This window comes from Pseudomonas capeferrum, from assembly GCF_000731675.1.
Classification (GTDB): Bacteria; Pseudomonadota; Gammaproteobacteria; order Pseudomonadales; family Pseudomonadaceae; genus Aquipseudomonas; species Aquipseudomonas capeferrum.
Map to the genome: position 1 here is coordinate 2,022,089 of NZ_JMIT01000001.1, position 25,613 is coordinate 2,047,701.

At 63.4% G+C, this 25,613-nt stretch carries 18 protein-coding genes; 9 read left to right on the plus strand and 9 right to left on the minus strand.

What is annotated here, in order from left to right; all coding sequences use genetic code 11:
• The first annotated feature begins 89 nt into the window (after positions 1-89).
• Positions 90-308 (plus strand): DUF2970 domain-containing protein, encoded by a 219-nt coding sequence (locus tag PC358_RS09090; RefSeq protein WP_033699015.1) that lies wholly within the window; start codon positions 90-92, stop codon positions 306-308.
• 296 nt (positions 309-604) lie between these two features.
• Here the strand turns inward: PC358_RS09090 and PC358_RS09095 are convergent, their stop codons facing one another.
• Positions 605-1,681 carry an ABC transporter substrate-binding protein gene (locus tag PC358_RS09095; RefSeq protein WP_033699017.1) on the minus strand — a complete coding sequence of 359 codons (1,077 nt, stop codon included), beginning with the start codon at positions 1,679-1,681 and terminating at the stop codon, positions 605-607.
• A gap of 215 nt (positions 1,682-1,896) precedes the next feature.
• Here PC358_RS09095 and PC358_RS09100 point away from each other — a divergent pair, with 215 nt between their 5' ends.
• Both PC358_RS09100 and PC358_RS09105 read left to right on the plus strand, forming a co-directional pair.
• Complete coding sequence (locus PC358_RS09100) at positions 1,897-3,549, plus strand: nitrite/sulfite reductase (RefSeq protein WP_033699019.1); 1,653 nt, start codon at positions 1,897-1,899, stop codon at positions 3,547-3,549.
• The gene (locus PC358_RS09105) at positions 3,533-4,027 is read left to right on the plus strand and encodes a DUF934 domain-containing protein (protein WP_033699021.1); all 495 of its coding nucleotides are present in this window, start codon (positions 3,533-3,535) and stop codon (positions 4,025-4,027) included. The genes PC358_RS09100 and PC358_RS09105 overlap by 17 nt, the downstream gene beginning before the upstream one ends.
• A gap of 72 nt (positions 4,028-4,099) precedes the next feature.
• Here the strand turns inward: PC358_RS09105 and PC358_RS09110 are convergent, their stop codons facing one another.
• Together PC358_RS09110 and PC358_RS26645 are read right to left on the minus strand one after the other, a co-directional pair.
• A complete protein-coding gene (locus PC358_RS09110; protein ID WP_033699022.1) occupies positions 4,100-9,337 on the minus strand; it encodes an NEL-type E3 ubiquitin ligase domain-containing protein in 5,238 nt (1,745 codons plus the stop codon).
• 100 nt (positions 9,338-9,437) lie between these two features.
• Positions 9,438-13,487 carry a leucine-rich repeat domain-containing protein gene (locus PC358_RS26645; RefSeq protein ID WP_050506082.1) on the minus strand — a complete coding sequence of 1,350 codons (4,050 nt, stop codon included), beginning with the start codon at positions 13,485-13,487 and terminating at the stop codon, positions 9,438-9,440.
• A 238-nt stretch (positions 13,488-13,725) separates the two neighbouring features.
• Between PC358_RS26645 and dkgB the strand changes: the two genes are divergently transcribed.
• Both dkgB and PC358_RS09125 read left to right on the plus strand, forming a co-directional pair.
• On the plus strand, positions 13,726-14,529 hold the full coding sequence (gene dkgB, locus PC358_RS09120; RefSeq protein WP_033699024.1) for a 2,5-didehydrogluconate reductase DkgB: 804 nt from the start codon (positions 13,726-13,728) through the stop codon (positions 14,527-14,529).
• Between the two features lie 162 nt (positions 14,530-14,691).
• Complete coding sequence (locus PC358_RS09125; RefSeq protein ID WP_033699026.1) at positions 14,692-15,156, plus strand: nuclear transport factor 2 family protein; 465 nt, start codon at positions 14,692-14,694, stop codon at positions 15,154-15,156.
• Positions 15,157-15,170: 14 nt separating this feature from the next.
• On the opposite strand, the gene PC358_RS09130 is transcribed toward PC358_RS09125, so the two are convergent.
• Both PC358_RS09130 and PC358_RS09135 read right to left on the minus strand, forming a co-directional pair.
• Entirely contained in the window at positions 15,171-16,526 is a 1,356-nt protein-coding gene (locus PC358_RS09130; RefSeq protein ID WP_033699028.1) for a sensor histidine kinase, read from the minus strand.
• Entirely contained in the window at positions 16,523-17,233 is a 711-nt protein-coding gene (locus PC358_RS09135) for a response regulator (protein ID WP_033699030.1), read from the minus strand. The genes PC358_RS09130 and PC358_RS09135 overlap by 4 nt, the downstream gene beginning before the upstream one ends.
• 168 nt (positions 17,234-17,401) lie before the next feature.
• Here PC358_RS09135 and PC358_RS09140 point away from each other — a divergent pair, with 168 nt between their 5' ends.
• The 4 genes from PC358_RS09140 to PC358_RS09155 all read left to right on the plus strand — a co-directional run bounded on the left by PC358_RS09140 (position 17,402) and on the right by PC358_RS09155 (position 20,904).
• Positions 17,402-18,169, plus strand: coding sequence for an MlaA family lipoprotein (locus PC358_RS09140; RefSeq protein ID WP_033699031.1), 768 nt, complete (start codon positions 17,402-17,404; stop codon positions 18,167-18,169).
• Positions 18,162-18,404, plus strand: coding sequence for a hypothetical protein (locus PC358_RS09145; protein WP_033699033.1), 243 nt, complete (start codon positions 18,162-18,164; stop codon positions 18,402-18,404). The genes PC358_RS09140 and PC358_RS09145 overlap by 8 nt, the downstream gene beginning before the upstream one ends.
• A 133-nt stretch (positions 18,405-18,537) precedes the next feature.
• The gene (locus PC358_RS09150; protein WP_033699036.1) at positions 18,538-19,584 is read left to right on the plus strand and encodes an NAD(P)-dependent alcohol dehydrogenase; all 1,047 of its coding nucleotides are present in this window, start codon (positions 18,538-18,540) and stop codon (positions 19,582-19,584) included.
• 171 nt (positions 19,585-19,755) lie between these two features.
• Entirely contained in the window at positions 19,756-20,904 is a 1,149-nt protein-coding gene (locus tag PC358_RS09155) for a M14 family metallopeptidase (protein ID WP_033699037.1), read from the plus strand.
• Between the two features lie 16 nt (positions 20,905-20,920).
• On the opposite strand, the gene PC358_RS09160 is transcribed toward PC358_RS09155, so the two are convergent.
• The 4 genes from PC358_RS09160 to PC358_RS09175 all read right to left on the minus strand — a co-directional run bounded on the left by PC358_RS09160 (position 20,921) and on the right by PC358_RS09175 (position 25,611).
• On the minus strand, positions 20,921-21,889 hold the full coding sequence (locus PC358_RS09160; RefSeq protein ID WP_033699038.1) for a Csu type fimbrial protein: 969 nt from the start codon (positions 21,887-21,889) through the stop codon (positions 20,921-20,923).
• Positions 21,886-24,183: a fimbria/pilus outer membrane usher protein gene (locus tag PC358_RS09165; RefSeq protein ID WP_033700160.1), complete on the minus strand. Its 2,298-nt coding sequence runs from the start codon at positions 24,181-24,183 to the stop codon at positions 21,886-21,888. The genes PC358_RS09160 and PC358_RS09165 overlap by 4 nt, the downstream gene beginning before the upstream one ends.
• A gap of 108 nt (positions 24,184-24,291) precedes the next feature.
• A complete protein-coding gene (locus PC358_RS09170; protein ID WP_033699039.1) occupies positions 24,292-25,068 on the minus strand; it encodes a fimbrial biogenesis chaperone in 777 nt (258 codons plus the stop codon).
• A gap of 39 nt (positions 25,069-25,107) precedes the next feature.
• On the minus strand, positions 25,108-25,611 hold the full coding sequence (locus PC358_RS09175; RefSeq protein ID WP_033699040.1) for a Csu type fimbrial protein: 504 nt from the start codon (positions 25,609-25,611) through the stop codon (positions 25,108-25,110).
• Positions 25,612-25,613 lie beyond the last annotated feature (2 nt).

Below are 25,613 nucleotides of genomic sequence, written 5' to 3' on the forward strand. Positions count from 1 at the left end.
GCGGGTTTAACCGCGAAAGGGCCAGCAAAGCCAACTACCCTGGCATTGCCTACACTGTCCCTGATTGCCTCCGAAACCCAGGAGCCACCATGGACGACTCAAGCCAAGGCAAGCCCCCCACCTTCTGGCAAATGCTGCACAGCATCCTCGCCGCCGCCTTCGGCGTGCAAAGCGGCAAGAACCGCGCGCGCGACTTCACCCACGGCAAGGCCAGCCACTTCATTGCCATGGGCACGGTGTTCACCCTGCTGTTCATTCTGCTGCTGATCGGGTTGGTGCAGCTGGCCATGCACCTGACGGCACGCTGACGTTCAGCCTGAATGAAAACGCCTGCAGGCATCCACCCCGCAGGCGCTCAGGCTGCATCACGGTCTGAAGGGAAGTCTACTGGTGGCTGACCCAATACACGGCGGTAACGACCACCAGCACGATCAAGCACAGAATCGCCCAGGCATCGACACTGCTGTCAGCTTTGCGGACCTTGGTTGAGTTTCCCATTGCATTGCCTCTTGTAGTGGTTATGGGAATGCACTTCACCCAAAGCAGTAAAGACGAGCAATGCCCTTCCCTCAAGCAGGGTTTTTCGTTAGTCGCGCCAGGCAGATCAATAGTCCACAGGGGAAGTCAGGAAGGGATACTGAAAATCGGATGGACGGCCTTCAGCGCTGTAGCGTCGAAAGTCGACGCCGTAGTCGTCACGTCCGAGCAGCTTGAGCCAGCGTCGGGCCTTGTCCGGGTCAATCGACTGCAGCACCGGCACACTGTGCTCACGCCGCCCGTCCCGATTGATCGGCAGCCCCTGCGCATCGTCATTGAGCATGACCATGGCCCAACCACCCAAGGTGAAATGCCCGCCCATGAGCACGCCCAGACGCCCGTCGATGCGCGCACGCAGCGCTTGCGGCGAGCTGTTGACGGCGCTGAATACCGCATCCCGCCCCGGTATTCGCCCGGCAGCCTCGAACGCCTGCATGGCGCCGAAGGCCATCTCGTCGTTGGCCGACCACACCAGGCGTGTGCCCGGGTAGCGCTGCAACAGCAGTTGCGCCTGCTCGAATGCACGCTGCCGGTTCCAGCCGCCATACACCACCTGGCGCAAGCGCACCTGGGGGAAGTCGGCCAAGGCGCGGCGCATGCCCGCTTCACGCAGCTGCGAGGCGGGGGTGGTCTTGACCCCGGCAAACGCCACGAGGTCCACCGGCTCGTTGCTCGGCGGCAGCAGGGCGACCATCTCGTGCAGCATCTGGTAACCGGCTTGCTCGTCGTTGGTGATCAACGTGCCCAGTACCTGGGCATACTTCTCGGGCTGGGCCTCGATGCTCTGCGCCTGGCTGGCGGTCAGGCCGTTATTGACCAGAAACAGCTTGACCCCGGTGCCCTGGGACAGCCGGATGATTTCCGGCGCCACGTACTGCTCGTTGACCAGCACCAGGTAGTCCGGGCGCTGCGGGCCTTTGAGCAGCGCCCGTGCCTGGTTCAGCGCACGTTCGGCGCTGCGTTCGCTGTATTCCACCCGCAGCGTCAGGCCCAGGTCGTCGGCCGCCGCCTGCATGAAGCGCGAATAGCCAACCCAGAATGTCTCGTTCGAAAGGCCCGGGTTAAGGAACACGACTGAAGCAGCCTGCGCATTGGCTGCCAACGGCAGGCTCAGGCACAAGCTTTGGCAGAGCGCCTTGAGCATGCGGTTACACCCCTTGCAACAAACCCGCGAGTATAAACCTACGACCCGCGTTGACGAACAAATGCCAGTCAGTCTCACTTAGTTCGTTTGGTTCTTTTCATATGCAAAAACATCACTTTAGCGCATAAACACACTCTGATATCGTTTCCCAGCTCCGAACCGGAGTGCGCGGCCGTGCGCGCGAATAGCTGCATGCAGCCTGAGACAGGACTTTTATGTACGTATACGACGAGTACGATCAGCGGATCATCGAGGACCGCGTCAAGCAGTTCCGTGATCAGACCCGCCGCTACCTGGCCGGTGAGCTGAGCGAAGAAGAATTCCGCCCTCTGCGCCTGCAGAACGGCCTGTATATCCAACGTTTCGCGCCGATGCTGCGCGTCGCCGTGCCTTATGGCCAGCTGAACGCCCGCCAGGTCCGCACACTGGCCAAGATCGCTCGCGACTACGACAAGGGCTACGCCCACATTTCCACCCGCCAGAACGTGCAGTACAACTGGCCGGCGCTGGAAGACATCCCGGACATCCTTGCCGAGCTGGCCACCGTGCAGATGCACGCGATCCAGACCAGCGGCAACTGCCTGCGCAACACCACCACCGACCAGTTCGCCGGTGTCGCCGCAGATGAGCTGATCGACCCGCGCCCGTGGTGCGAGATCGTCCGTCAGTGGACCACCTTCCACCCGGAATTCGCCTACCTGCCGCGCAAGTTCAAGATTGCCATCAACGGCTCGAAGGAAGACCGCGCTGCCATCGAAGTGCACGATATCGGCCTGGAGCCGGTGCGCAACGAAGCCGGCGAGCTTGGCTTCCGCGTGCTGGTGGGCGGCGGCCTGGGCCGTACCCCGGTGGTCGGCTCGTTCATCAACGAGTTCCTGCCCTGGCAGGACCTGATCAGCTACCTGGACGCCATCCTGCGCGTGTACAACCGTTACGGTCGCCGTGACAACAAGTACAAGGCGCGGATCAAGATTCTGGTCAAGGCGCTGACGCCTGAAGTGTTCGCCGAGAAGGTCGAGGCCGAAATGGTCCACCTGCGTGGCGGCAGCAGCACCCTGACCGAAGATGAAGTCCAGCGCGTGTCGCGCCACTTCGTCGACCCGGACTACCTGGCCCTCGACAACGTCGATTACAGTGCCCAGGACGCCGAATACCCAGGTTTCGCTCGCTGGCGCTCGCGCAACACCCGCGCCCACAAGCGCCCTGGCTACGTGGCCGTGACCTTGTCGCTGAAGCCCACCGGCGTTGCCCCTGGCGACCTGACCGACAAGCAGCTGGACGCCGTGGCGGACCTCGCCGAGCGCTACAGCTTTGGCTTCCTGCGCACCTCGCACGAGCAGAACATCATCCTCGCCGACGTCGAGCAGCGCCAGCTGCACGCCCTGTGGCAGGAGCTGCGTGAAGGTGGCTTCGCCACGCCGAACATCGGCCTGTTGACCGACATCATCTGCTGCCCGGGGGGTGACTACTGCTCGCTGGCCAACGCCAAGTCGATCCCGATCGCCGAATCCATCCAGCGCCGTTTCGACGACCTGGACTACCTGTTCGACATCGGCGAGATCGACCTCAACATCTCTGGCTGCATGAACGCCTGCGGCCACCACCACGTGGGCCACATCGGCATCCTCGGCGTGGACAAGAAAGGCGAGGAGTTCTACCAGGTGTCCCTGGGCGGCAACGCTGCGCGTGACGCGAGCCTGGGCAAGATCCTCGGCCCATCCTTCGCCCAGGACGCCATGGCCGACGTGATTGAAAAGCTGATCGCCGTGTACGTCGAACAACGTACCGAGGAAGAGCGCTTCATCGACACCTACCAGCGTATCGGCATCGACCCCTTCAAGGAACGCGTCTATGCAGCGAATCATTAAGAACAACCAGATCGTCGACGAAACCTGGCACCTGCTGCCCAAGGAAACCACCCTCGACGAGCTGAGCAACTGCGACGATTACATCGTCCCGCTGCAACTGTGGCGTGACCATGCCCACGTGCTCAAGGCCCGCGACGGCGGCCTGGGCGTGTGGCTGGACAGCGACGAGGAAGCGGAAGAGATCGGCGAGGACGTGCAGCACTTCCAGGTCATCGCCCTGAACTTCCCGGCCTTCACTGATGGGCGCAACTACTCCAACGCGCGCCTGCTGCGTGACCGCTACCAGTTCAAAGGCGAGCTGCGCGCCATCGGCGACGTTCTGCGCGACCAGCTGTTCTTCATGGCCCGTTGCGGTTTCGATGCGTTTGCCATCCGTGCCGACAAGGACCCGGAAGATGCACTGGAAGGTCTGAAAGACTTCTCGGTGACCTATCAGGGCGCCACCGATCAACCGCTGCCGCTGTTCCGCCGCCGCTGACCGCTGCAAGTACGGCCCACCACCCGGCGGGCCGTACCCTTTCTTCTACTGCAACCCACGCAACACCGCTTTTCAGCCTCTACGGCCCCGGGGTTTCCTGCTCGCAGTGGCTTGCTGCTGCTCTAGCGCCCTGGCCCATTCGGCCTGCACCCGTGCCAGCGCCTCGCGTATTCGCTCCATGACTTCTTCGTTCAGCTGATTCTGTTCGAGATTGATCGTTTCCGGGTGGGCTTCGATCCAGTTCAACGCGTCCTCGCCAAGCGTCGCAATGCGGTTACCACGCAGGTCCACGACCAGGTCCGGGTAGCGCTGCATCAACGCCAGCGGAACACTGCGCAAGCCCGTTGCACGCAACGACACGTACTGCAGGTGAACGTTGTAGCGCAACTGAGGGGCCACACCCAACGGGTTTCCATCAAAGTCCAGGACTTCCAACCGGGAGAACCACTCCAGGCGCAACTGGCTTGCTGCATCGAGGGTTATCACATTGTCGTGCAGGTACAGCTGGGTCAGCCTGCCCAGATGATTCAAATGCTCCGGGACAGTGGCAAAGCGGTTCGCGCCAAGGTTGAGAATATTCAGTTGGGCAAGGTTGCCAAGGCTGCTGGGCACACTGCTCAGCAGGTTACCGCTCAACTGCAGGTTCTCAAGGCTTGCCAACTGCCCGATGCGCTCATCGAGTACGTTGAGCCGATTGAACGAAAGGTCCAGGCTGGCCAGTTGGGCCAACTGCTCGACTCCGGCCGGCAGTTGCTCCAGGTGGTTGCCACTGAGGTCCAGATCGGTCAGGTGGGTCACGTGCTGCAACCCTGTCACCGTCTCAAGCAGATTTCCGCCAAGGTCCAAGCTGCGCAACTGCGGCAGGTGTTCCAGCCCGCCAAGCTCGGTCAGTCGGTTGCCAGACAGCTGCAAGACCTCCAGATTGGGGAAATGACGCAGGAAATCAGCCTCGATGGTCGAAAGCTGATGATTGCCCAGAGACAAGGCTCGTAGCCGGTCGAACATGATGCCGCCGGGCAGCACTGGCAAAGAACTGATGGTCATTCCCGTGCGGGTTGTACCCAGGGACGGCCCTTCTTCGCGATAATTCGACTGCCAGATCGTGCGCAGTACATCCGCGACATGGGACCGCGCTGTATGCTCTGGCTCGCCCGGCAACCCGCGCCATAGCGCCAGGCTTGTTTCAAGCCGCCTCGACAGGTGCGCAAACGCCCGGGTGCCAGGCCCCTGGGGAGGGTGGAGCCGATACCATGTCCAGTAACTGCCGCGGGCCAGTGTCAGCGTCAGTGCCTGCTCCTCCTCCCGGCGCTGTTCGGTGATGCGCGCCAACGCTTCTGGCGCCCCCTGATCGTGGCCTTGGTCTGCGGCAAGTGCGGCTTGTCGTTCAACGTAGGCCTGACGGATGACAGCAAACTGATCGTCGTAAGCAACCCGAACGTGATCTTCCCAGAACGCCTGCTGCGCCAGGAACTGGCTGAGCGCCTCGGCCGTCTCGGCCTCATACACAGCGGCTTCGGCCCCGACAAGATCATCTGGCGTCACATGCTCGACGTGCCTGAAACTCAAGTACGTCGGCTGGCCATAAATGCCCAACTGCTCTGCGAGCTGTGCCCGAAATGCCAGGTAGATCTCACTGGGGTTGAATGACACGGCGCGCAGACGCAGGCCGTCCATATGACGTGCAGCAAAGCGGTTCACCTGATCGAGCCTGAACAGCTCACGCCCAAGGCTACGCAGCTCACGCTCGATACGCCGGCCGTGCACCCCATCGGTACGCAATGCAACCTGCAACCTGATGATGAGGGCATCAAGGTCGACGCTGCTGCGAGGCACAGCCGCTTGCAGGAAAATTGCCTGTCGAATGTGAGCATGGTGGTACATGGCGTTTATCAACTCGCCTACCCGACGCCGCATCTCTGCGGGTTCAAGCGCAAACTTCTCGCTAGCCCGCAACGCATCGAGAAATGCGAAGAACCCGCCGCTGCCAGCCTCATGCTCTAGCGCCCGCCACTGGCTGCGATGCAGTGCCGCTTCGTGCTCGCTCACCCCTTCGAACCAGCGCTCACTGCCTCCTGCGCCCTGCTCGAGTGGTACTGCAGGCGCCCCCAGCGCCAGCCGCTCACGTGCTACTGCTGATAGCGGATTACCCAGCAAATGCACCCGTTCGGGGTTGGCGCGCAGCGCGTTCGCCTGCGCTTCGCTGATGTCAACGATGAGGTTGTCGCGCAGATCAATCTGCCGAAGCTGCGTCAATGCAGCAGTTTCGGGTATCGATGCCAACCGGTTAGACGACAAATCCAGACGATGCACATTGGGAAAGCGGGCGAGAAAAGCCGAGTCGACACTTGTCAGATCCAGGCTACGCAGGGTAAGCGTGGTCACATGATCAAAACGCACCGTTTCTGGCAGTTCCGGCAGGGTGCCCAGGCGCGTGCCTTCCAACGTCAGTGCTGGATTCCCTTCAACATCGTGCACGCGTCGCTGCCAGGCATGACGAATCCGCCGTGCCATACGCACCCGCCTGAGCAACTGGATCGGCCCGGACGATTGTCGCCGCCACAGGCCCAATGCCTGATCCAGGGCACGCAGCTCTTCACACAGGCGCAGGTAGTAGTTCCAAGGGGTCAGCCCAAGCGCGCGGGCGTCTTGCGCGAAGCGTGCCATCGTACTTGAGTCAATGTCGGGGAACAGCCGTTGGATACCGCGCCGCAACGCACGATCGCTGCTCTCGCCACGCCCGCTCAGCGGGTAGCCCAGGCGACCATCGCCGAGCCGTACCGGCGGCCTGAAACCACGTCCGATCGGCGCCATGCCCAACAGCGCTGCGGCATGATCGCGCTGCTCACCGGCCCACAGCGACAGCGCCTCAGCCAGCGCCTCAGGTGAGTCGCCAGCGTTACCCAACGCCCGCTTCTGCCAAGGGTCAAGTTGCAGCAACAGGGCCTGGAACAAAGAGTCTTCGGCCGTTGCCGATGGCAGCGGGACACCGTGCGCATCCAACGCCTGATAGCCATGGGCAGTTCTGACTACGCTACGGACTTCACTAGCTTCTTGCGCACCGGCCCAGGCAGACCGTGCGCCCAAGTGCGTATCGCCGCGCACCTCGATGCGCACGCCGCGCCAAGGAGCACGTTCAGCGATCAGGCCCAGCGCCAGTTGCTCGGTATCACGATTGATCGCTGCGGCTTGCAGCAGCCCCGCGCAAGCGCGGTCCAGGCGCGTATCGCGCAAGTACCAGCGCGCGTGCTCGGCCAAGGCCAGCGGTACACGCTGGTGCGCCTGCAACTGCTCGACCAGGTCTTCACCAGCGTGTGCGATGATCTCCCGCGCGCCCAGCACCGACAACCCGGGGAAATCCCGACGCAGCAGGGTTTCGGCCTCGGACGGCCAGGGCTGCTGCGCCAGCAACTGCAGCTCGAAGCCCTCGCCTTGCAGCCCTGGCAACTGCGTGTGCAACTGTTGCCGCTGCAGCGCATCCAACACGCGGGCCGGGGGCGAGGCGTGTTCCACATGCAATCGGCGCAACAGGTCTTCATTGAGCCCTGTGGCCCGCATCACGCTATGTATGGCCTGCTCGTCGAGGTTCGCCCAATCTGCAGCGAGGTCCTTGAACAGCTGAACACTGCCGTGCCATTCATGTGGGGTCTCAAGTTCATGCTGCCAGCCACCGGCATCGTTGCCTTCAAGCAACGGTGCGTAGGCATTGCTGCGCGTGGGGTGCCGGATACGGCGCTGCTGGGTTTCGCCGTCTGCTGAGGTCACATGGCTGGCCAGGGGGGTACGCACCACTTCTGCGCCTTGCACCGTGACCACCGTGCCGACGGTGCCTTGGTGTTGAACGGCATACCCTGGCAAGTCGAGGTCGCACAACTTCACCGTGCCATCAACCGCATGCACCGGCACCAACGTTTCGACCCGTACGTTACGCGCCAGCCGGTGCGATGCTGCGCCTGCACCAGCATTCACAGCGGTCATGGCCACGGTTTCTGCAACCGCATACACATGTTCCAGAGCGCCCTGGCGATCCCCCAGTTGCCAATCGGCATAACCCTCGTAGACCTCATCCGCCACCTGCAGCGCAGTGATGCCCAGCAGCGGCAAAGCCAGCACGGGCAGCGCGAAACTTGCCAGGCCCAACGCATCAAGGGCAAAACTCAGGTAGAAATGCAGGCGCCTGTCGCGTACCTGCGCATCCACTTCTGCAGTGGGCACGCCGTGCACCTTGGCGTTGTCCAGCAGGGTGTCGATCTGCTGCGTGCGCAAATGCTCGAACAGCGGCAGCTCGATTGCTTCATGACGCCCGTCAAGCTCGACCGGCACATCCCGGTCGGTGGCTTTCAGCGCGTTATCCAGGGCGCGCACGTAGGCTTGCAGGTCACGTGCACCGATGAACCGCTGAAAGAACTCGACGTACCCAGGCAAGCGAAACTGCTTGCCCAGGGTCAAGTACAAGACATCCCAGGACGGGTACCAGGTCAAGGGGCCTTGAGGGTCATCGGGGATCCAGCACAATATCCCCTCGAATACCTCACCAGTGGCCTCCTGATGAGTGATTTCAAACGCCACCGCACCGCGTACCCGCTGACCGAATACCCGCAGTTGCATGGGCCGCAGCCCTGAAGCCGAAAACGCCTCGGATGAAAACAGCGCAACCAGCGCAGCACAATGTTCATAAGCGTGCTGCGCAATTTCCCCGTTGACCAGCGATAACCGCAACGCCGCCTCCAGGTTTGCACGCAAGCCCTCCTCGATCAGTGCTTCGAGTTGACGACCGGCCTCCCCTGCTGGTGTCAGGTGCGCCTGGAGGTACGACTGGTACTGGCCACCGAGGTCGAGCGAGCGGCACAGCCTGAAGAATGCCTTGGGAGCAAGCGAACAAGGCTGCCCGGTTGCATCCAGCACCGCGGTCCCCTGCATGATTGCGCTGGCGAATGTTTCGCCCTCGGTGAAGTTATGCAAGGCCGATTGCAGCAAGCTGTGTTCATAAACCTGTTCTTTGACCCCATCTGGCACGTGCGCAATGTGCGAGGGGAAGCGCTGCAAGGTTCTGCGTCGCAATCTGGCCTGACGCACATCGAGCGTCAGCTGATGCTGCGCTTGCAGTGCGTGTTCCAGCAATGGGGCGGCGAAGACGTCCAGCGGTGCGATCTGCGCCAGCAGGTCGTGCAGTAGCTGCTGTACCTGCTGTTGACGGCGCTGGCTTTCGTGTAACGCGTAAAGGGTATCGAGCGGGGCCTCGGTCAGCCAGGCAGGCAAGCGACTGGCAATCAAGGCATCCGTTGACGCTTCGGGAAATGGCGGGGTCTGCATCACAGGCTCCTTATGGCGAGAGCTGCGATTGCACCACTGCCAAGCGGGGGGCTGGCGGTAACTATTGCAAACCGCCCCACTGGCAGCGGCAGCCCCTGAATCAACCGCGCTGGCTTAGCGTGTCGAACTGCACCCGCGCGGCACGCCAACGTGCCAGCACGTGCTCATCAAGGGGATTGTTGTTGATGTTGAGCCGGTTCGGGTGCTGGCGAATCCAGATCAAGGCCCGCTCGCTCAATTCGACGATCAGATTATCGGCAAGGTCCACATACAGCTGCGGATGATGCTCCAGAAAAGCCAATGGAAATTCCCTCAGGCCTGTCGAGCGCAGCGACAGATGGGCCAGGTGGTCGAGGTTACGCAGTGGCGGGATCATGCCGATCGGGTTGCCATTCAAGCTGAAGGTTCGCAGCGCGCTGAACGCTTCCAGGCGTTGGCCGCCTGAGACATCGATGACGATCTGGTTATCGCCCAGGTACAGTTCGGTCAGCTGTCTCAGCCGTTCCAGGCCCTCGGGTATCGCGGTGAGCTGGTTGCCGCGCAAATTGAGGATTTCAAGGCTGGTCAGGTTACCAATGGCCGCCGGGACATTCACTAGCCTGTTCTCGGCCACGTGCAGCTGCAACAACCGGCTCAGCCCGCCTAACGCCTCCGGCAGTTGGTCAAGGCGATTGCCGGCAAGGTTCAACTTGGTCAACCCGACCATGCGCTCGACACCCGCTGGCAACGACGTGAACCGGTTATTGCTCAGGTTCAGATACTGTAGCCGGATCAACCTGTGAATCTGATCGGGAAGGCCAGACAACAGGTTGTCACTCAGGTCCAACTGAGTCAGCAGCGTCAGGCCCTCCACACCCTCAAGCGCAGTCAGCCGGTTGCGCCGCAGATCCAGACGGGTGAGTCTGGTTAGCGTTGCCAACCCAGGCACCTCACTGACCTCGTTGTCATTCAAGATCAGTTGCGTCAGCGACGACATAGGCTGAACCCCATCGACGGTGGTCAAGCGGTTGTGCTGCAGGTCCAGGCTGATCAAACGGCGCAGGCCGCTCAAGCCAGGCACCGCAGTCAGTTTGTTGCCACTCAATCGCAGGCTCCGCAACTGGGTGAAACGGCCAAGGAAATCATCCTCCAGCGAGGTCAACCTGAGATTGCTCAAGCACAGTCGGTGCAGGTTCCCGAACTGGATATCAGCTGGCAGCAGGGGCAGGCCCTCGACTGGCTCATTGCGTACTACCAACTCCTCCACACCGCCGGGTCCATAGAAATCAGGCTCCCACGCCTCACGAATCAGTTGCCCGACGCGCTGGCGGCGATGGTAATTTTCCGGCGTGGCTTGCCCCCGCCAACCACGCAGGCTGAGGTCTAGCCGCTCGACCTGCCTGGCCAGGTCACTGAACGCTGTCCAGACCGTGCGGCCCGGCCTCTGCTCCAGTTGCATCGCCAACCACATCACATCCCTTGCCGAGCGGTGCGTGAACAACTGGTGCAGCCCAGTGCGAATGGACTGGCGGGCACGCAGGTCTGCCGTGGTGAATACCTGACCGCGCAGTGGGCGCGAGGCATCGCCACCACTCAGCGGGTAGCCCAGTCGACCATCGCCAAGGCGCACTGGCGGGCGTACAGCCCCCTCTGCCGGCGCCATGCCAAGCAACGTTGCCGCGCGCTCCCGTGGTTCGCCAGCGCGAATGGCCAAGGTATGGCCAAGCTGCTCAGCCGTAGCTACACCCTCGCCAAGCACCTGCTTCTGCGCCTCATCGAGGTGCCACCATAGCGCCTGGCACAGGCTGTCATTTTCGCTCGCCGACGGCAGTGGCGCCCCCGATTCATGCAGAGCCTGGTAACCCTGGCCACGCCTGACGATGTACCTCACCTGGCTGGCATCCTGTGCACCGGACTGGGCGAGCAGATCACCGTCCAGGCGCTCGCTGCGCAGCTCGACCCGCACGGTTTGCGGCCACGGTGCCGCCTCTGCGATCAGGCCCAGCGCCAACCGCTCGGTGTCAGCATTCACCGCTGCCGCCTGATAGAACCCTGCGCAGGCACGATCCAATCGGCAATCACGCAACAGCCAGCGTGCTTCGGTGGCCAAGGCAAGCGGCACGCGTTGGCTGCTGTTCATGGCTTCGATCACTTCGGGCCCCGCACGCTGGGTGATCTCCCGCGCGCCACGCGGCGTCAGGCCGGGGAAGTCGCGCCTCAACACCCGCTCGGCGGGTTCTGCAGGGGCCTGCAGCCCACTCAGGTGCAGCTCGAAAGCGTCACCGTGCAACGCGGGATGCTGTGCATGCAACTGGTAGCGCTGCACAGCATCCTGCAACCGTGCAGGCGCTGGCGCATGCTCAAGGTGCAAGCGGCGCAGACGCGCTTCATCGAAGCCTGTAATGCGCATGACATGCTCGGCAGTCAGTGGCTCGAGCGCCGCCCAGGCACTGTTCAAGCGTTGCATCAGTTGCGTAGAACCCTGCCAATACTGTGGGGTTTCCAACTGATGGCGCCAACCGCCCTCGCCATTGCCGTCGAGCAACGGCGAGTAGGCCTGCGCCCTGCTGGGGTGGCGGATGCGCAAGCCCGCCCCTTTAGCATCCTCGACCACCTGGTAGGTCGCCAGGTGGGTACGCAAGCGCATCTGTCCCACCACCTCGGCCCGCTCGCCAACGGCCAGCCCTCCATCTGGCAGCGCGTAGCCTGGCAGAGCTGCATCGATCAGGCGCAACCCATGGTTTTCGGTCAACACCGGCATCAATGCGTCCACGTAGGCAGACCGTTCGATCAGGCGCCCTGCTACCAAACCGATCGACGCCAATGCCACCCCTGCGGCCAGGTTTTCAGCAACGCCCCACAGGTGATTCAGCGCGCCTTCCCGGTCCTTTAGCTGCCAGTCGGCATACCCTTCATAAACCTCATGGCTGGCCTGCACCGCAGCGATACCCAACAACGGCAGGCCAAGCACGGGGACGAACAGGCTGGCCAGCCCCAACAGGTCAAGACCTGCACTGGCATAGTCGCCCATGCGCCGCTCGCGCTCTGCCTGGTTGGCCTTGGCAGTGGGTGTGGCCAGCACGCACACATCGTCAAGCAGCGTATCGATACGCACCTGGCGTACATGCTGAAACAGCTGCCCTTCGATCGCCTGGCTGCGGCCATCGAGCTGGACTGTCTGGCTGTTGGTATGGGTCTGCAACAAACGTTGCAGTGTCTGGCTGAAGGCGCACCGGTCGCGCTCGCTGACGAAGCGCTGAATGAAGGCAGGATAGCCATCCTGCCGGCACCTTTGGCCCAGGGCCTGCCACAGGTCATCCCAGCAATCATAACGTTGCAACGCACCATGAACATCATACGGCACCCACAGCACCACCCCCTCGAGCGGTGCGCTCGGCAGCCCCTCCTGGCGCGCTTCGAACGCCACCATCCCGCGCATCAACTTGCCCAGCAGGCGCAGCTCGAAGGGCAGCAAACGGGTTGGGTCGGACGCCACCACGGCAACTTCCGCAATGACCGGCAGGCATTGCAAGTACGTGCGCTCATCGATTTCACCTTTGGCTGCCGCCAGGCGCACGTCGGCCTCCAGGTTGGCGCGGGCGCTTTCTTCGAGCAATGCGGCTACCTGCGTACCCGGCACGCCCGGCGCCAGCAGTATGGATTCAAGATGCCCCTGGTACTGCCCCCCGACATCCACGCTTCGGCATAGCGCAACGTAGGTTTGCGGGTCAAGCGCCTGCACCGTGCCTTCAGCGTCAACAATCACCTGGGTCTGCAGCGAGCCTGCGGGCGCGGCTTCCTGTTCGGCGAAGTTGTGCAGCGCAGCAACCAGCAACGTCACCTCGCTGACCTCGGTCTGCGACTGGCCCAACCCGCCAGGTACGGTAGACGAACCAGGAAGGATGGTGGTGCGCCGCAACTTCACCTGCCGCACATCAAGCCCAGGCACCTGTCGCTCGCTCAATGCCTGGTCAAGCAACGCCTCGGCGAAGGTATCCAACGGGGTAACGCGGGAAAACAGCGTCGCCAGCCTGTGCTGGGTGCGCTGTTGGTGCTGCAGGCTTGTCCGCAACTTGTCCAGCTGATCGAGTGAGGCCGTGCTGAGCCAGGTGGGTAATAGGCTGGCGATGAGGGTGTCGGTGAGATTGGGTTGCTGCGATGGCGTGGTCATGGGCGGCATTTTCCGGTTGGAGGTTCAGCCCGCAGCTAAACAGCGGTGCGCCGGGCAGCCGCACTACTTAAGTCAACCAGGGCGGCAATCGATGGATTGCCCGCGACTTGATCACGGTCACCCCCGCCATTCGTGACTACAAGTCAAATGACCTTCGCCCAGACCCGCCTTAATCATTTCACCTGAACCCCGCACACTGCTGCCCACTCGAACAGTCTCACTCAACAGGAGCACCTCCATGAGCATTCCCTCTTTCGGCCTGGGCACCTTCCGCCTTACCGGCCAAGCCGTCATCGACTCGGTCAGCTCGGCACTGCAACTGGGCTACCGCGCCATCGACACCGCACAGATCTACAAGAACGAAGCCGACGTGGGCCAGGCCATTGCCGAAAGCGGCGTGGCGCGCAGCGAGCTGTTCATCACCACCAAGATCTGGGTCGACAACTATGCAGCCGACAAACTGATCCCCAGCCTGCGCGAAAGCCTGGCCAAACTGCGCACCGACTATGTCGACTTGTTGCTGATCCACTGGCCCGCACCGGGCAATGGCATCGAGCTGCCCGAATACATGACTGCACTGGCTGAGGCCAAGGCGCTGGGCCTGACCCGCCAGATCGGTGTGTCCAACTTCAACATCGACCTGGCCCGCCAGGCCATCGAAGTGGTGGGCAAGGGCGAAATCGCCACCAACCAGATCGAGCTCAGCCCTTATCTGCAAAACAGCGCGCTGAGCGCTTTCCTCAAGGAACAGGGCATCACCGTCACCTCCTACATGACCCTGGCCTATGGCAAGGTCCTGAAGGACCCGCTGCTGGCCGAAATCGCCGCCAAGCACAAAGCCACCGTCGCGCAGGTCGCGCTGGCCTGGGCCCTGCAACTGGGTTATGCGGTAATCCCGTCCTCCACCAAGCGCGAAAACCTGGCCAGCAACCTGCTCGCCCGTGACCTGCACCTGGATACCGACGACATGGCGCGCATTGCCACCCTCGAGCGCAATGGCCGCGAAGTCAGCCCCGACGGCCTGGCGCCGCACTGGGACTGAGCCGGCTGAACCTGGGTTGCGCTACGGTGCCAGAACTCGATATTACCTCGTACAGCGCATTGTTCCGCAGCCCGCAACTATGAAGTGTCAAACGCCCCCATTCCCCTCACCAGACTCGGTGACTACTCTGAAGAGGTGCAAATCACCTCAGGAGTGCCTACGATGCCCCGCCCACCGCTGCCCCCCTTCACCCGCGAAACCGCCATCGAAAAAGTCCGCCTCGCCGAAGACGGCTGGAACAGCCGCGACGCGGCCAAGGTGGCCCTCGCCTACACGCCCGATACGGTGTGGCGTAACCGCGTCGAGTTCCCCCGTGGCCGGGCCGAGGTGCAGGCCTTTCTGACACGCAAGTGGAACCATGAGCTGGAGTATCGCCTGATCAAGGAGCTGTGGGCCTTCACCGGCAACCGCATTGCCGTGCGTTACGCCTACGAGTACCACGATGACAGCGGCCAATGGTTCCGCGCGTATGGTAACGAGAACTGGGAGTTCGCCGACGATGGCCTGATGCACAACCGCCATTCGAGTATCAATGAGCAACCCATAGCCGAAGCGGATCGCAAGTTCCACTGGCCCCTGGGCCGGCGCCCGGACGATCACCCTGGCCTCAGTGACCTGGGGCTCTGAGCACGGCGGCCCGGTCAACCGACAGGCAGTGTGACCCTGACCTCGAGCCCGCCACCCTGGCGGTTGCTCAGGGTCACGCTGCCGCCCTGCTCCAGCACGATGGCGCGCGCCGCCGGCAAGCCAAGGCCCACCCCGCCGGTGTCCTTGTTGCGCGAGCCTTCGATGCGGTAGAACGGCTCAAAAACGCGCGCCTGGAGCGGCTCAGCAATGCCCGGCCCTCGGTCAAGCACCGCAATGACGAGGTGCTCGTCAGCAACGTGCAGCTGCACGGTCGGCTCACAGCCGTACTTCACTGCGTTGTCGATCAGGTTCACCACCACCCGTTTGATGCCGATGGGCCGGCCCGTATAGACGCAGCGGCGCGGGCCGCTGAGGCGGATGTCCATGCCTGCATCCCTGAAGTCATCCACCACCGTTGACAGCAATTCACCCAGGTCGAACGCCGTGCTCGGCTCCAGCCGCGCATCGTCACGGAAGAACTGCAGTGCGGCGTCGACCATCGCCTGCATCTCGTCCACGTCCTTGAACAACTTGGCCTGCAGTTCACTGTCCTCGATGAACTCGGCGCGCAGGCGCATGCGGGTCAGCGGGGCGCGCAGGTCATGGGAGATGGCGGCGAGCATTTGCGTGCGGTCGTCGAGAAAGTGCTTGAGCTGGGCCTGCGTGGCGTTGAAGGCAAGGATGGCCTGGCGCAAGTCGTAAGGGCCGACTACCGGTATCGGTGGCGCGTTGAAGTCCTTGCCAAAGCGCCGCGCCCCTTCGGCGAAACGCTCCAGAGGCTGGGCGAGGTAACGCGTGGCAAGCAGCGCCAAGGCCAGGCTGGAGGCAATCATCAACGCCAGAATGATCAGGTTGCGCGGCAGTTCATCCAGCCCCCAGCTGCGGTCGCTCGCGCGATACAGCAGCCACGACTTGTCCGACAGTTCGATCAGCAAGGCATACCCACGCTGCTGCGCCTGCGCGGGAAGATCCTGCGGTCCGAAGACCTCGATCTGCGCATCCGGGCGCTTCAACAGCGCACGCAAGGTCGGCGCGCCTTCGCGAAATTCGCTATCGGCCAGGGTCGGCAACCCAGCGTCGGCATGCCGCCGCAGCCATTGCACGCTGTAGGCCGCATCACCCGCTGCGCTGGCCAGGGCCGGCCGCTGCGCCGCAGGCGCGGCGTCGATCATGCGGGCGACCGAGGCAACCTTGTCGATCAGGCCGCTTTCCAGCAACGGCGGTTGCGCCCACACACTGAGCAGCACACTGAACAGCCACTTGAGCAGCAGCAGGCTAAGCATGGCAGCCAGGGTGGTGAGTGCAATCCAGCGGGCGATGGTGACCCGCGGCCGCGGCAGCGCCTTGCGCACCCAGGCAAGCGGGCTCATCGTTTGTTCACGCCGGCGCTGAACAGGTAGCCGACGTTGCGCAAGGTGCGGATCAGCGGCTCGCAGTCGTCATCGCGCTCAAGCTTGCGCCGCAGCCGGCTCACCTGCACATCGATGCTTCGATCATAGGCTTCGTGCGCTTCACCCCGCGCCAGGTCCAGCAATTGCTGGCGGCTGAGCACGCGCCTGGGGTGCTCGGCAAACACCAGCAGCAGTTCGAATTCGCCCGTGGACAAGGGGATCAGCACGCCCTCTGGCGAGCGCAACTCACGGCGCAGTACCTCCAGTTGCCAGCCCGAGAACTCAAGTACCGTACGCACGTCAGCGGGTGGGCTGCTCGCACTTTCGCCTGCCCGGCGCAGCACCGCCCGCACCCTGGCCAACAGCTCACGGGCAGCGAACGGCTTGGTCAGGTAGTCGTCCGCGCCCAGCTCCAGCCCGACCACACGGTCGCTCAGCTCGCCCATGGCGGTGAGCATGATCACCGCCATCTTGTATTCGGCACGCAAGCGCTGGCACAGCACCAGGCCGCTATCGCCCGGCAGCATCACATCAAGAATGACCAGGTCTGGCACCCGCCGTTCGAGCGCCTGCCAAAGGCCTTTGCCATCACTGGCCACATCGACTTCGTAACCATGCTGACGGAGAAACTTCTGCAGCAGGTCGAGTACTTCGACATCATCGTCGACAATCAGCAAATGGCTCACACCAGGGCACCGCGAACAGGGACAGTAAAGGCTTACTGTACGGCCATCGCGCAGCTGCCGTCATATATTTCAACCTGGAAACAAAGTGACAACCGCGAAGCAATCCGGACATTCCCAGGCAATCAATCGGCCACACCATCGGCGCCAGTTCTTGTCAGGAATGCGCCCATGCCCACCCTCCCCCATGCCTGGTTCTCAGCCCGCAATGCCCTACTCGCCCTGTCACTGCTCGCCGCCGCGGGCTGCAGTCAGCGGCCGCCTGCCAGTGCCTGCGGGCCTGTGGCCTATCAACTCAGCGACCCCGCCGAACCCGCCAACCGCGCCGTGTTCGCCTTCAACCGAAGTGTCGATGACTACCTGCTGGCACCCATCGCCCGTGGCTATAGCGCATTGCCTGATTTCACCCAGCAGGGCGTGCACAACTTCGTCGCCAACTTCGGCGAGCCCAAGGTCTTTCTCAACGACCTGCTGCAAGGCAATGGCGAGCGGGCATTGACCAGCCTTGCACGCTTCACCTTCAACACGACCCTGGGCGTGGCAGGCCTGGTCGATGTGTCCGGGAAGATGGGGCTGGCCCGACACACCTCGGACTTTGGCCAGACCTTCGGTGTGTGGAACATTGCCGATGGCCCGATCGTCGAACTGCCGTTGCTCGGCACGCACAACCTGCGCGATGCAACCGGCAGGGTGCTGGGCATTGCAGTCGCGCCGTTTGGCGACAACAGCGACACGGTCGACACCCTGGGCAACGCGGCAACGGCAGGTGGGCTGGTGGATGGCCGCGCCGACGTGCTGCCGCTGACCGACAGGCTGCGCACTCAGCCAGACTACTATCAGGCCGTGCGCGACTACACTGCCCAGCAGCGTGCCGAGCGGGTGGCCGAGGGCAAAGCTGACCACCCAGCGCGCTGCCAGGGGGTGCCAGCCGATGCGTGATGCGCAACCACCCGTGGTGCTGTTCAGGCGCCTGGAGAGCAACGCCCGGCAACAGTTGCTACACGAACTGGAGGCCCGGGTCTCCGAGGATGGCCGGGACCTGATCATCAGCCGCTATCGCGAACGCTCTGGCGAGGCAGCTGCGCAGCAGCGGCACGAAGTGCACCGCCGCGTGCCCATCGCAACGCTGTTGAAGTGGATGGCCAGGGAAGGCGCAGAAGGCGAGCCATGCTGATGGCGTTTTTCAGCGCGCCATCGCGCTGACGCTGGCAACAGAATCAGGCAATCCGTCGGCTGAATCGAGTTACCCCTGCCCGGAGAGGGTCGGACATGCTGCTTGTTCCGACTCTTCACCCGAGGATCTCCCCATGCACGTCATCGCCTATGGCGCCCACGCCAGCGACCAGCCCCTCGAACCGATCCGCATCACCCGTCGCGCGCCAGGCGCTGACGATGTGCAAATCGCCATCGACTATTGCGGCATCTGTCACTCCGACCTGCACCAGGTGCGCTCCGAGTGGGAGGGCACCCGCTTCCCCTGCGTACCGGGCCACGAAATCGTCGGCCGGGTGACTGCCGTGGGTGAGCATGTCAAAGGCTTCAAGGCCGGCGACCTGGTCGGTGTCGGCTGCATCGTCGACAGTTGCAAACACTGCGCCGACTGTGACGCGGGCCTGGAAAACTACTGCAACGGCATGATCGGTACCTACAACTTCGCCACGCCCGACGAACCCGGCTGGACCCTGGGCGGCTACTCGCAACAGATTGTCGTGCATGCGCGCTATGTGCTGCGCGTACGCCATCCGCAAGCGCAACTGGCGGCCGTGGCGCCACTGCTGTGCGCCGGTATCACCACGTATTCCCCGCTGCGCCACTGGGGCGCTGGGCCGGGCAAGAAGGTCGGCGTGGTTGGCATCGGTGGCTTGGGGCACATGGGCATCAAGCTGGCCCATGCCATGGGCGCGCATGTGGTGGCCTTCACCACGTCCGAGTCCAAGCGTGAAGCGGCGCTGGCGTTGGGCGCCGATGAAGTGGTGGTGTCGCGCGACGCCAACGCAATGGCAGCGCACCGCCTGTCATTCGACTTCATCCTCAACACTGTCGCGGCGCCGCATGAGTTGGATGCATTCCTGGTGCTGCTCAAGCGCGATGGCACGCTGGGCCTGGTGGGGGCGCCTGCTACGGCGCATCCATCACCGAACGTATTCAACCTGATCATGAAGCGCCGAGCGATTGCCGGGTCGATGATCGGCGGTATCGCCGAAACCCAGGAGATGCTCGACTTCTGCGCCGAGCATGGGATCGTTGCCGACATCGAGCTGATCCGGGCCGATCAGATCAATGAAAGTTATGAGCGGATGCTCAAAGGCGATGTGAAGTACCGCTTCGTGATCGACAACGCCACCTTGGCCTGACCCACTACGCCCGCCGAGCAGCCCCAGGGTTCTGGTTCCCATCGTCGGCGCCGCCGCCATCGCGGCGGGCCAGCGTTGGCTTGGCACCCGCAGCAACAGGCTATGTGCATCACTCCAGCACGCAACCGGTGTACAGTAACCCCACAACAAAGCCCGTCAAGGAGCCCGGCGATGACCGTGACGCTGTCCCCCCTGCAGATCGACTGCGATTTTGATTCCGGCAACATCCAGGTACTGGATGCCAGCAACCCTGCCCAGGTGCACCTGGCCATCCGCCCGGACACCCACAGCGGCCACTTCCAGTGGTTTCACTTCAAGGTCAGCGGGCTGACACCGGGGCAGGTCCATCGCTTCAGCCTGGATAACGCCTCCGAATCCTCGTACAAGCAGGCCTGGGCCGGCTACAACGCGGTGGCCTCCTACGACCAGCAGGCCTGGTTCCGCGTACCCAGCCAGTTCGATGGCAAGGCCTTGTCGTTCGAGCTGAACGCTGAGCACGAACAGGTCTGGTTCGCCTACTTCCAACCTTACCCTCGCGCCCGCCACAACCAACTGATCGAACGCGCACGGCAAATTCCGGGGGTCGAGCTGCTGGCCAGCGGCCGCAGCGTGCAGGGCCGTGACATCCCCTTGCTGCGTGCCGGCAACGGCGCACCCGGCAAACGCAAGCTGTGGCTGATCGCCCAACAGCACCCGGGCGAACACATGGCCGAGTGGTTCATGGAGGGCGTGATCGACCGCCTGCAAGCAAACGATGACAAGGTGCGGCAACTCCTGGAAAAAGCCGACCTGTACCTGATCCCCAACATGAACCCGGACGGTGCCTTCCTCGGGCATCTGCGCACCAATTTCAAAGGCAAGGACCTCAACCGCGCCTGGCAGGACGCCAGCGTCGAACTCAGCCCCGAGGTATTCTTTGCCCAGGCGCAGATGAAGCAGTACGGCGTGGATGCATTCATCGATGTGCATGGGGATGAAGAAATCCCCCACGTGTTCACCGCAGCGTGTGAAGGCAACCCCGGTTACACGCCACGCCTGGCGAAGCTGGAGGAACAGTTCCGTAGCACGCTGTGCAGCGTGACGCCGGACTTCCAGACCGTGCATGGCTACACGCGCGATGAGCCTGGGCAGGCCAATACCACGCTGGCGTGCAATGCCGTAGGGATGGCCCATGACTGCCTGTCACTGACGCTGGAGATGCCGTTCAAGGACCATGACGATGCGCCCGATCCGGTTGCCGGGTGGTCGGGGGCGCGGTCGAAGGCATTGGCCGGGGCTGTGCTGGAGACGTTGCTGAAAATGGTTGACGACCTGCGTTGATCGCAAGGGCCGACCGCTAAAACTGCACATCCAGCGTCACATTGTCGGTATAGGTGGCCGCCGGCGGTGTGGCCTGGTCGGTGTACACCTTGGCGTTGTAGTTGAACACCTGGCTGCCCGTGCCGGTGCCAGCCCCCGGGTTGATGTCGGCGTCACTGCTCGAACGCCGGGCACCGGTGACCGAGCCCCAGCGCACCGCGCTGGCGCTCTTGAAAATATCGTAGGCCAGGTAGTTGTTGGCTGCAGATTTCATCCTGCGCCGCCCGCCAGACACGTTCTGCCCGTCATCCAGCCCCACCGTGTAGCTGGTACCCTTGGTGCATGTCAGGCTTACGCCCTGGTTCACCGTGGCAAACCCCGATACCACGGGTGCACTGCCGAAACTGATGGCGGGCGTGGTGATCTGGCAGTCGTTGCTCACCGTCAGGCTGACCGTGAGCGGCTGGGTGCCGGAACTGTTGTCGCGCCCAATGCACAAGCCGCCAATGCCGATGCCGTCGCAATAGTTCCAGGCCCAGCCGACGCTCAGCGTTTCCTGATAAAGCCCCGCCGCAACGTTACTGCCGATCTGAGTCCGCATGTAGATCGGTACCGCCTTGGGCGTACCATTGAGCAACCCGAGCAGGTCGAGAATGCCGTTGCGGGCGAAATCGAAGGCCACGCCCCGGGTGATCGGGTAGTTGGTGCTGCTGTCGGCATACAACGTGTAGGGAATGACGTCGCCTGTGGGGCCGACCAAGCCACCTGTGGCCGGAAGAATGGTCGCTTTGAAGGTATCGCCGCTGCCGAGCACGCTGAGCACCGAGCCGTTGCACTGCAACCCCGAATTGCTGCTGAAGGCGGTCTGTACCGTGCTGCGCACCAGGGTCGAACTGATGGTGCCAAATGTCGCGGGCACGGTTGGCACTGACGTGCATTTGCCCCATGCCACGCCTGCCGGCAGCAGCAGCGCGCTGGCCCATAACCTTCGTTGCCAGGCCTTCATCGGCACACCAATGGGCCAATCAAGGGGATCGACCCTGCACTTTCAGGCAGGTCGAATTCAACCTGGCAATGCCCGCCCCCCTCCAGCACAACTTGCAGGCGGTTGTGCGGCGACAGGTTCTCCAGGTAGACCAACCCATCCCAGCCAACCACGGCCTGGCTGCCACTTTCCCCATGGGTCACGCGGCTGCCGAGTTTGATCACCTGCTGGTTGCTATCCACCAGTTCAATGCTCGCCGCCAGCACACGTTTGATCGGGAACTCCAGCAAGTAACCACTGCCCCGACGGACCGCCACGCGTTGCTCCACTTCCGGCGCCAGGATGTCGGGCGGCAGGTCCATCGGGTCGATTTCATACTTGCCTCGGTAGTAGCCGCTGCTGTACGGCACCAGCAGATGGCCATTGCTGTCGGTGCGGCCGATCTGCTGGTTTTCGTAGCGCACCGGCACATCGGCATAGCCATTGGTGCTGACTACTACGAAGGCGTCGTCGATGCGGTTGGCGGCGAACACCCCGGCGTCCATCCATACCAGTGAGCCGCTGGCATCAGCCCAACGGGTCATCTCGCCACTGCTGCCATACACACCGGCCTGCAACTGCACCGACTGCAGGCGCCAGGTGGCATCGGCCTGGCGGTAGGCATCGCGGTTGCCACCGGTGGCGTAACCCAGGTTGTAGCCGACACCACCGCCCACCGGCACCGCACGGCTGTAATTGACCCGCTGCAGATCTTCGCCTTCCTTGCTGCGCTCCACACTCATGGCCAAGGTGCCATTGAAGTCGAACGGAATCACCAGTTGCGCCTGCACGGCCCACTGGCTGTCACCAACCTCGCGGTTGCCCGACAGGTAGATGCTGGTGTTGCCCCATAGCGACTTGCTCCAGCTGAGGTTGATCAGCCGGGTGCGCGAACCGTCCCCGGCCCGGACATCGAAATAGCCGGCGCCGAGGCTGCCGTATTCGTTGAGGTTGAGGCTGACGGTGACCTGCTCGCTGCGTTGGCTCAGCTGCATGTCCGGGCTGTCGACCCGTGACAGGTCGGCATAGTCGCCATAGCGCTGCAGGCGTTGGTAGCTGAAGCCGATGCGCTGGCTGTTGTACTGGTAGCCGAGGGCGACCTGATGGCCCTTCTCGCCCTCGAACTGGCTCTGCGCCAAGGCCGCGTTGAGCACCCCGAAGTTGCCCACCCGCATGTTGCCACCCAGCCCGCCCAGCAAAAGCGATTCAGAGGTTTCGATGTGGCTTTCGAGGGTAAAGCTGTCACTCAGGCCATAGCGCAGGCTGCCCGAGGCGACGCCTGGCCCGTAGCTGAAGTCGCGCACCGCGTAGTCGCGGCGCAGGCTACCGGCAGCTACCGAAAAGTCCGACAGACCTTTTTGCAGCAGGCTGCTGGTGACATAGAACGGCAGCGTGGTCGACACCTGTCGGCCAAGGGCGTCGGTGGTCACCACCACTGCCTCGCCGGCGCCGTTGATGAACGGCACGTTGGTCAGGGTGTAAGGGCCCGGCTGCAGCTCGGTAGTACTGGACTTGTAGCCGTTGATGAACAGGTCGAGCGAGGTCGGCACCGCTGCCTCACCGGCGAATGCAGGCAGTGGGTAGGTGACCAGGTCGGGACGGGCGCCGAAGTCTCGCGACAATTGCAGGCCGCCGACCCGCACCGAGCTGGTCCAGGGCAAAGCACCGGTGACGAAATCACCGGCTTCGTAACTGAGCAGGCGTTGTTCATCCGTGAAGCGCCAGGTGCTGTCGTAACGCAGGAAGCCCTGGCGCGTCTGGTCGGCCTGCGCACCATTGAACGACTGACGCCACTGACCGGTGCTGGAGAACGTTCCCCAGCTATCGAACAGGCGCACTTCATTCCAGGCCGCCAGGTAGGTGCCGCCTTCATCGGTATCGTTGAGGTACAGGTCGTAGTTGAACAACACGCCGAAGCTGCTGCGTGCATCGCTGGCCGGGTACAGGCTGCGGTCGCCGACCTGTTGGCCCGGCAGCCAGGCGGGCGGTACTTGCAACAGCAGGCGTTGGTTCGCGCTGTCGTAGTCGGTGTGCAGGCCTGGCACCGCATCCAGGGCCAGTTCGCCCTGGGGCTCGCCCGGCAGGCTGATACCGGCAGCCCGCAACACATCGCTGCCCAGGTACAGGCGCCCGGCCCGTTGTTGCACGGGCACCAGCTCAGCCTTGGGCATCTGGTTCACCAGCAGGTCGAGGTACAGCGTGGCATCGGCGGTGGCGGACATCTCCGTGGGCGGTGGCGGCAGGTCGTCGGCCAGCACCAGGCAGGGGCCGAACATGGCCAGCCCCAGGCACCAGCGGCGCGTTGTCGCCGACAGCCAGTTCACACACGGTTTCCAACCATTGCCGGGTCCTCCCTGGCCCCTGCCCTTCATTCAATTGCTGGCTCATTGCCCTTGGCGGATGGCATCCGCCGCGCTCTGGCCATTGACCCGCCCCTTGAGCACGCTGCCGGCGCTCGGCGCCAGTGGTGCAGGCCAGCGCATGCTGGCACCGGGCAGCACATAGCCCAGCAGGCCTTCGGCCAATGGTTTGCTCTGGCTGCCCTGCTGCACCACCATGTCGGTGAGGCGCGCATGCACCGGGCCGGTGTTGCGCAGTTCCACGTAGGGCTTGCCCTGCACCGTCACCGCGCGCCAGCTCAATTGCGGCTTGCCCACGCCCTCGGCGTTGCGCTTGCCCTCGGGATCGGCCCTGCCCCACAAGCCTTCGCCGTAGACGAACAGCGGCACCGAGTAGCGCATCTGCAGGCGGATGGCGGCCGTCGCGCCCTGGCTGGCGGGGTCGGCCGGTATCGCCGGGGGGATTTCATCGATGATGATGCGATAGGCCTGCTCCTGGCCGGCGGGCGAGCTGCCGGTGCGGGTCAGGCGAATCAGCTGCTTCTGCCCGGGGGCGATGTTGGCCACTGGCGGGCTGCCAATGATGTCGCGCTGCGGCTGAAACTGCTCCTGGTAATCCCCCTGGCGCCAGGCGAACACCCGCACCTGCAGGTTGGCCGGGGCGCTGCCGCGATTTTCCAGCCACAGCGCACCGGCCTTCTGGTCGGCCTCCAGCACCGGATCAATCGGCCAGATCAGCACCGAGGTGGCGGCCCCTGCCGGCAGGCTTCCCAGCAGCAACAAACCGATCAAACCATGCGCCCACTTCGCGCCTGCCCCCATGCCACTCTCCTTAGATTGCTGTCATTGGTGCCGGCTGTTTCACCAGGTCACCGTCACTTGCACTACATCGGTGTAGGTCCCTGCCGGCAGCGTGCCGGTCAACTGGGTTCGGCCGTACACCGGCAACTTGATCGCCGTGGGGTCGGTGTAGCTGACCGCCACGCTCTGGCCGATGCCAAAGGCTTGGCTGTAGGCCGCGTCGCGGTACAACTGGTAGGCCAGCACTTGCGTGCCGCCCGTGCGTTTGAGGTTGCGGGTGCCGCTGGCGTTGTTCTGCCCGCCGTCCAGGCTCATGCTCAAGGCCACGCCTGGGGTGCACTGGAAGGTCACCGTGCTGCCCCCCAGCGAGGTGCTCAGGGTACCGCTGGCCAGCGCCGACTGGGTGCCGAAGTTGAGGGCCCCGTAATTGCTCACGCCCCCGACCACCAGGCAGCCGGCGACGATCTGTGCAGAAACCTGGAACGTGCTGGTGGGCGCCGCACCCAGGGGCGTCGCCAGCAGCACAGCGATACCCGTGAGGCCACCTGCCAGCCAGGCGCGCATGG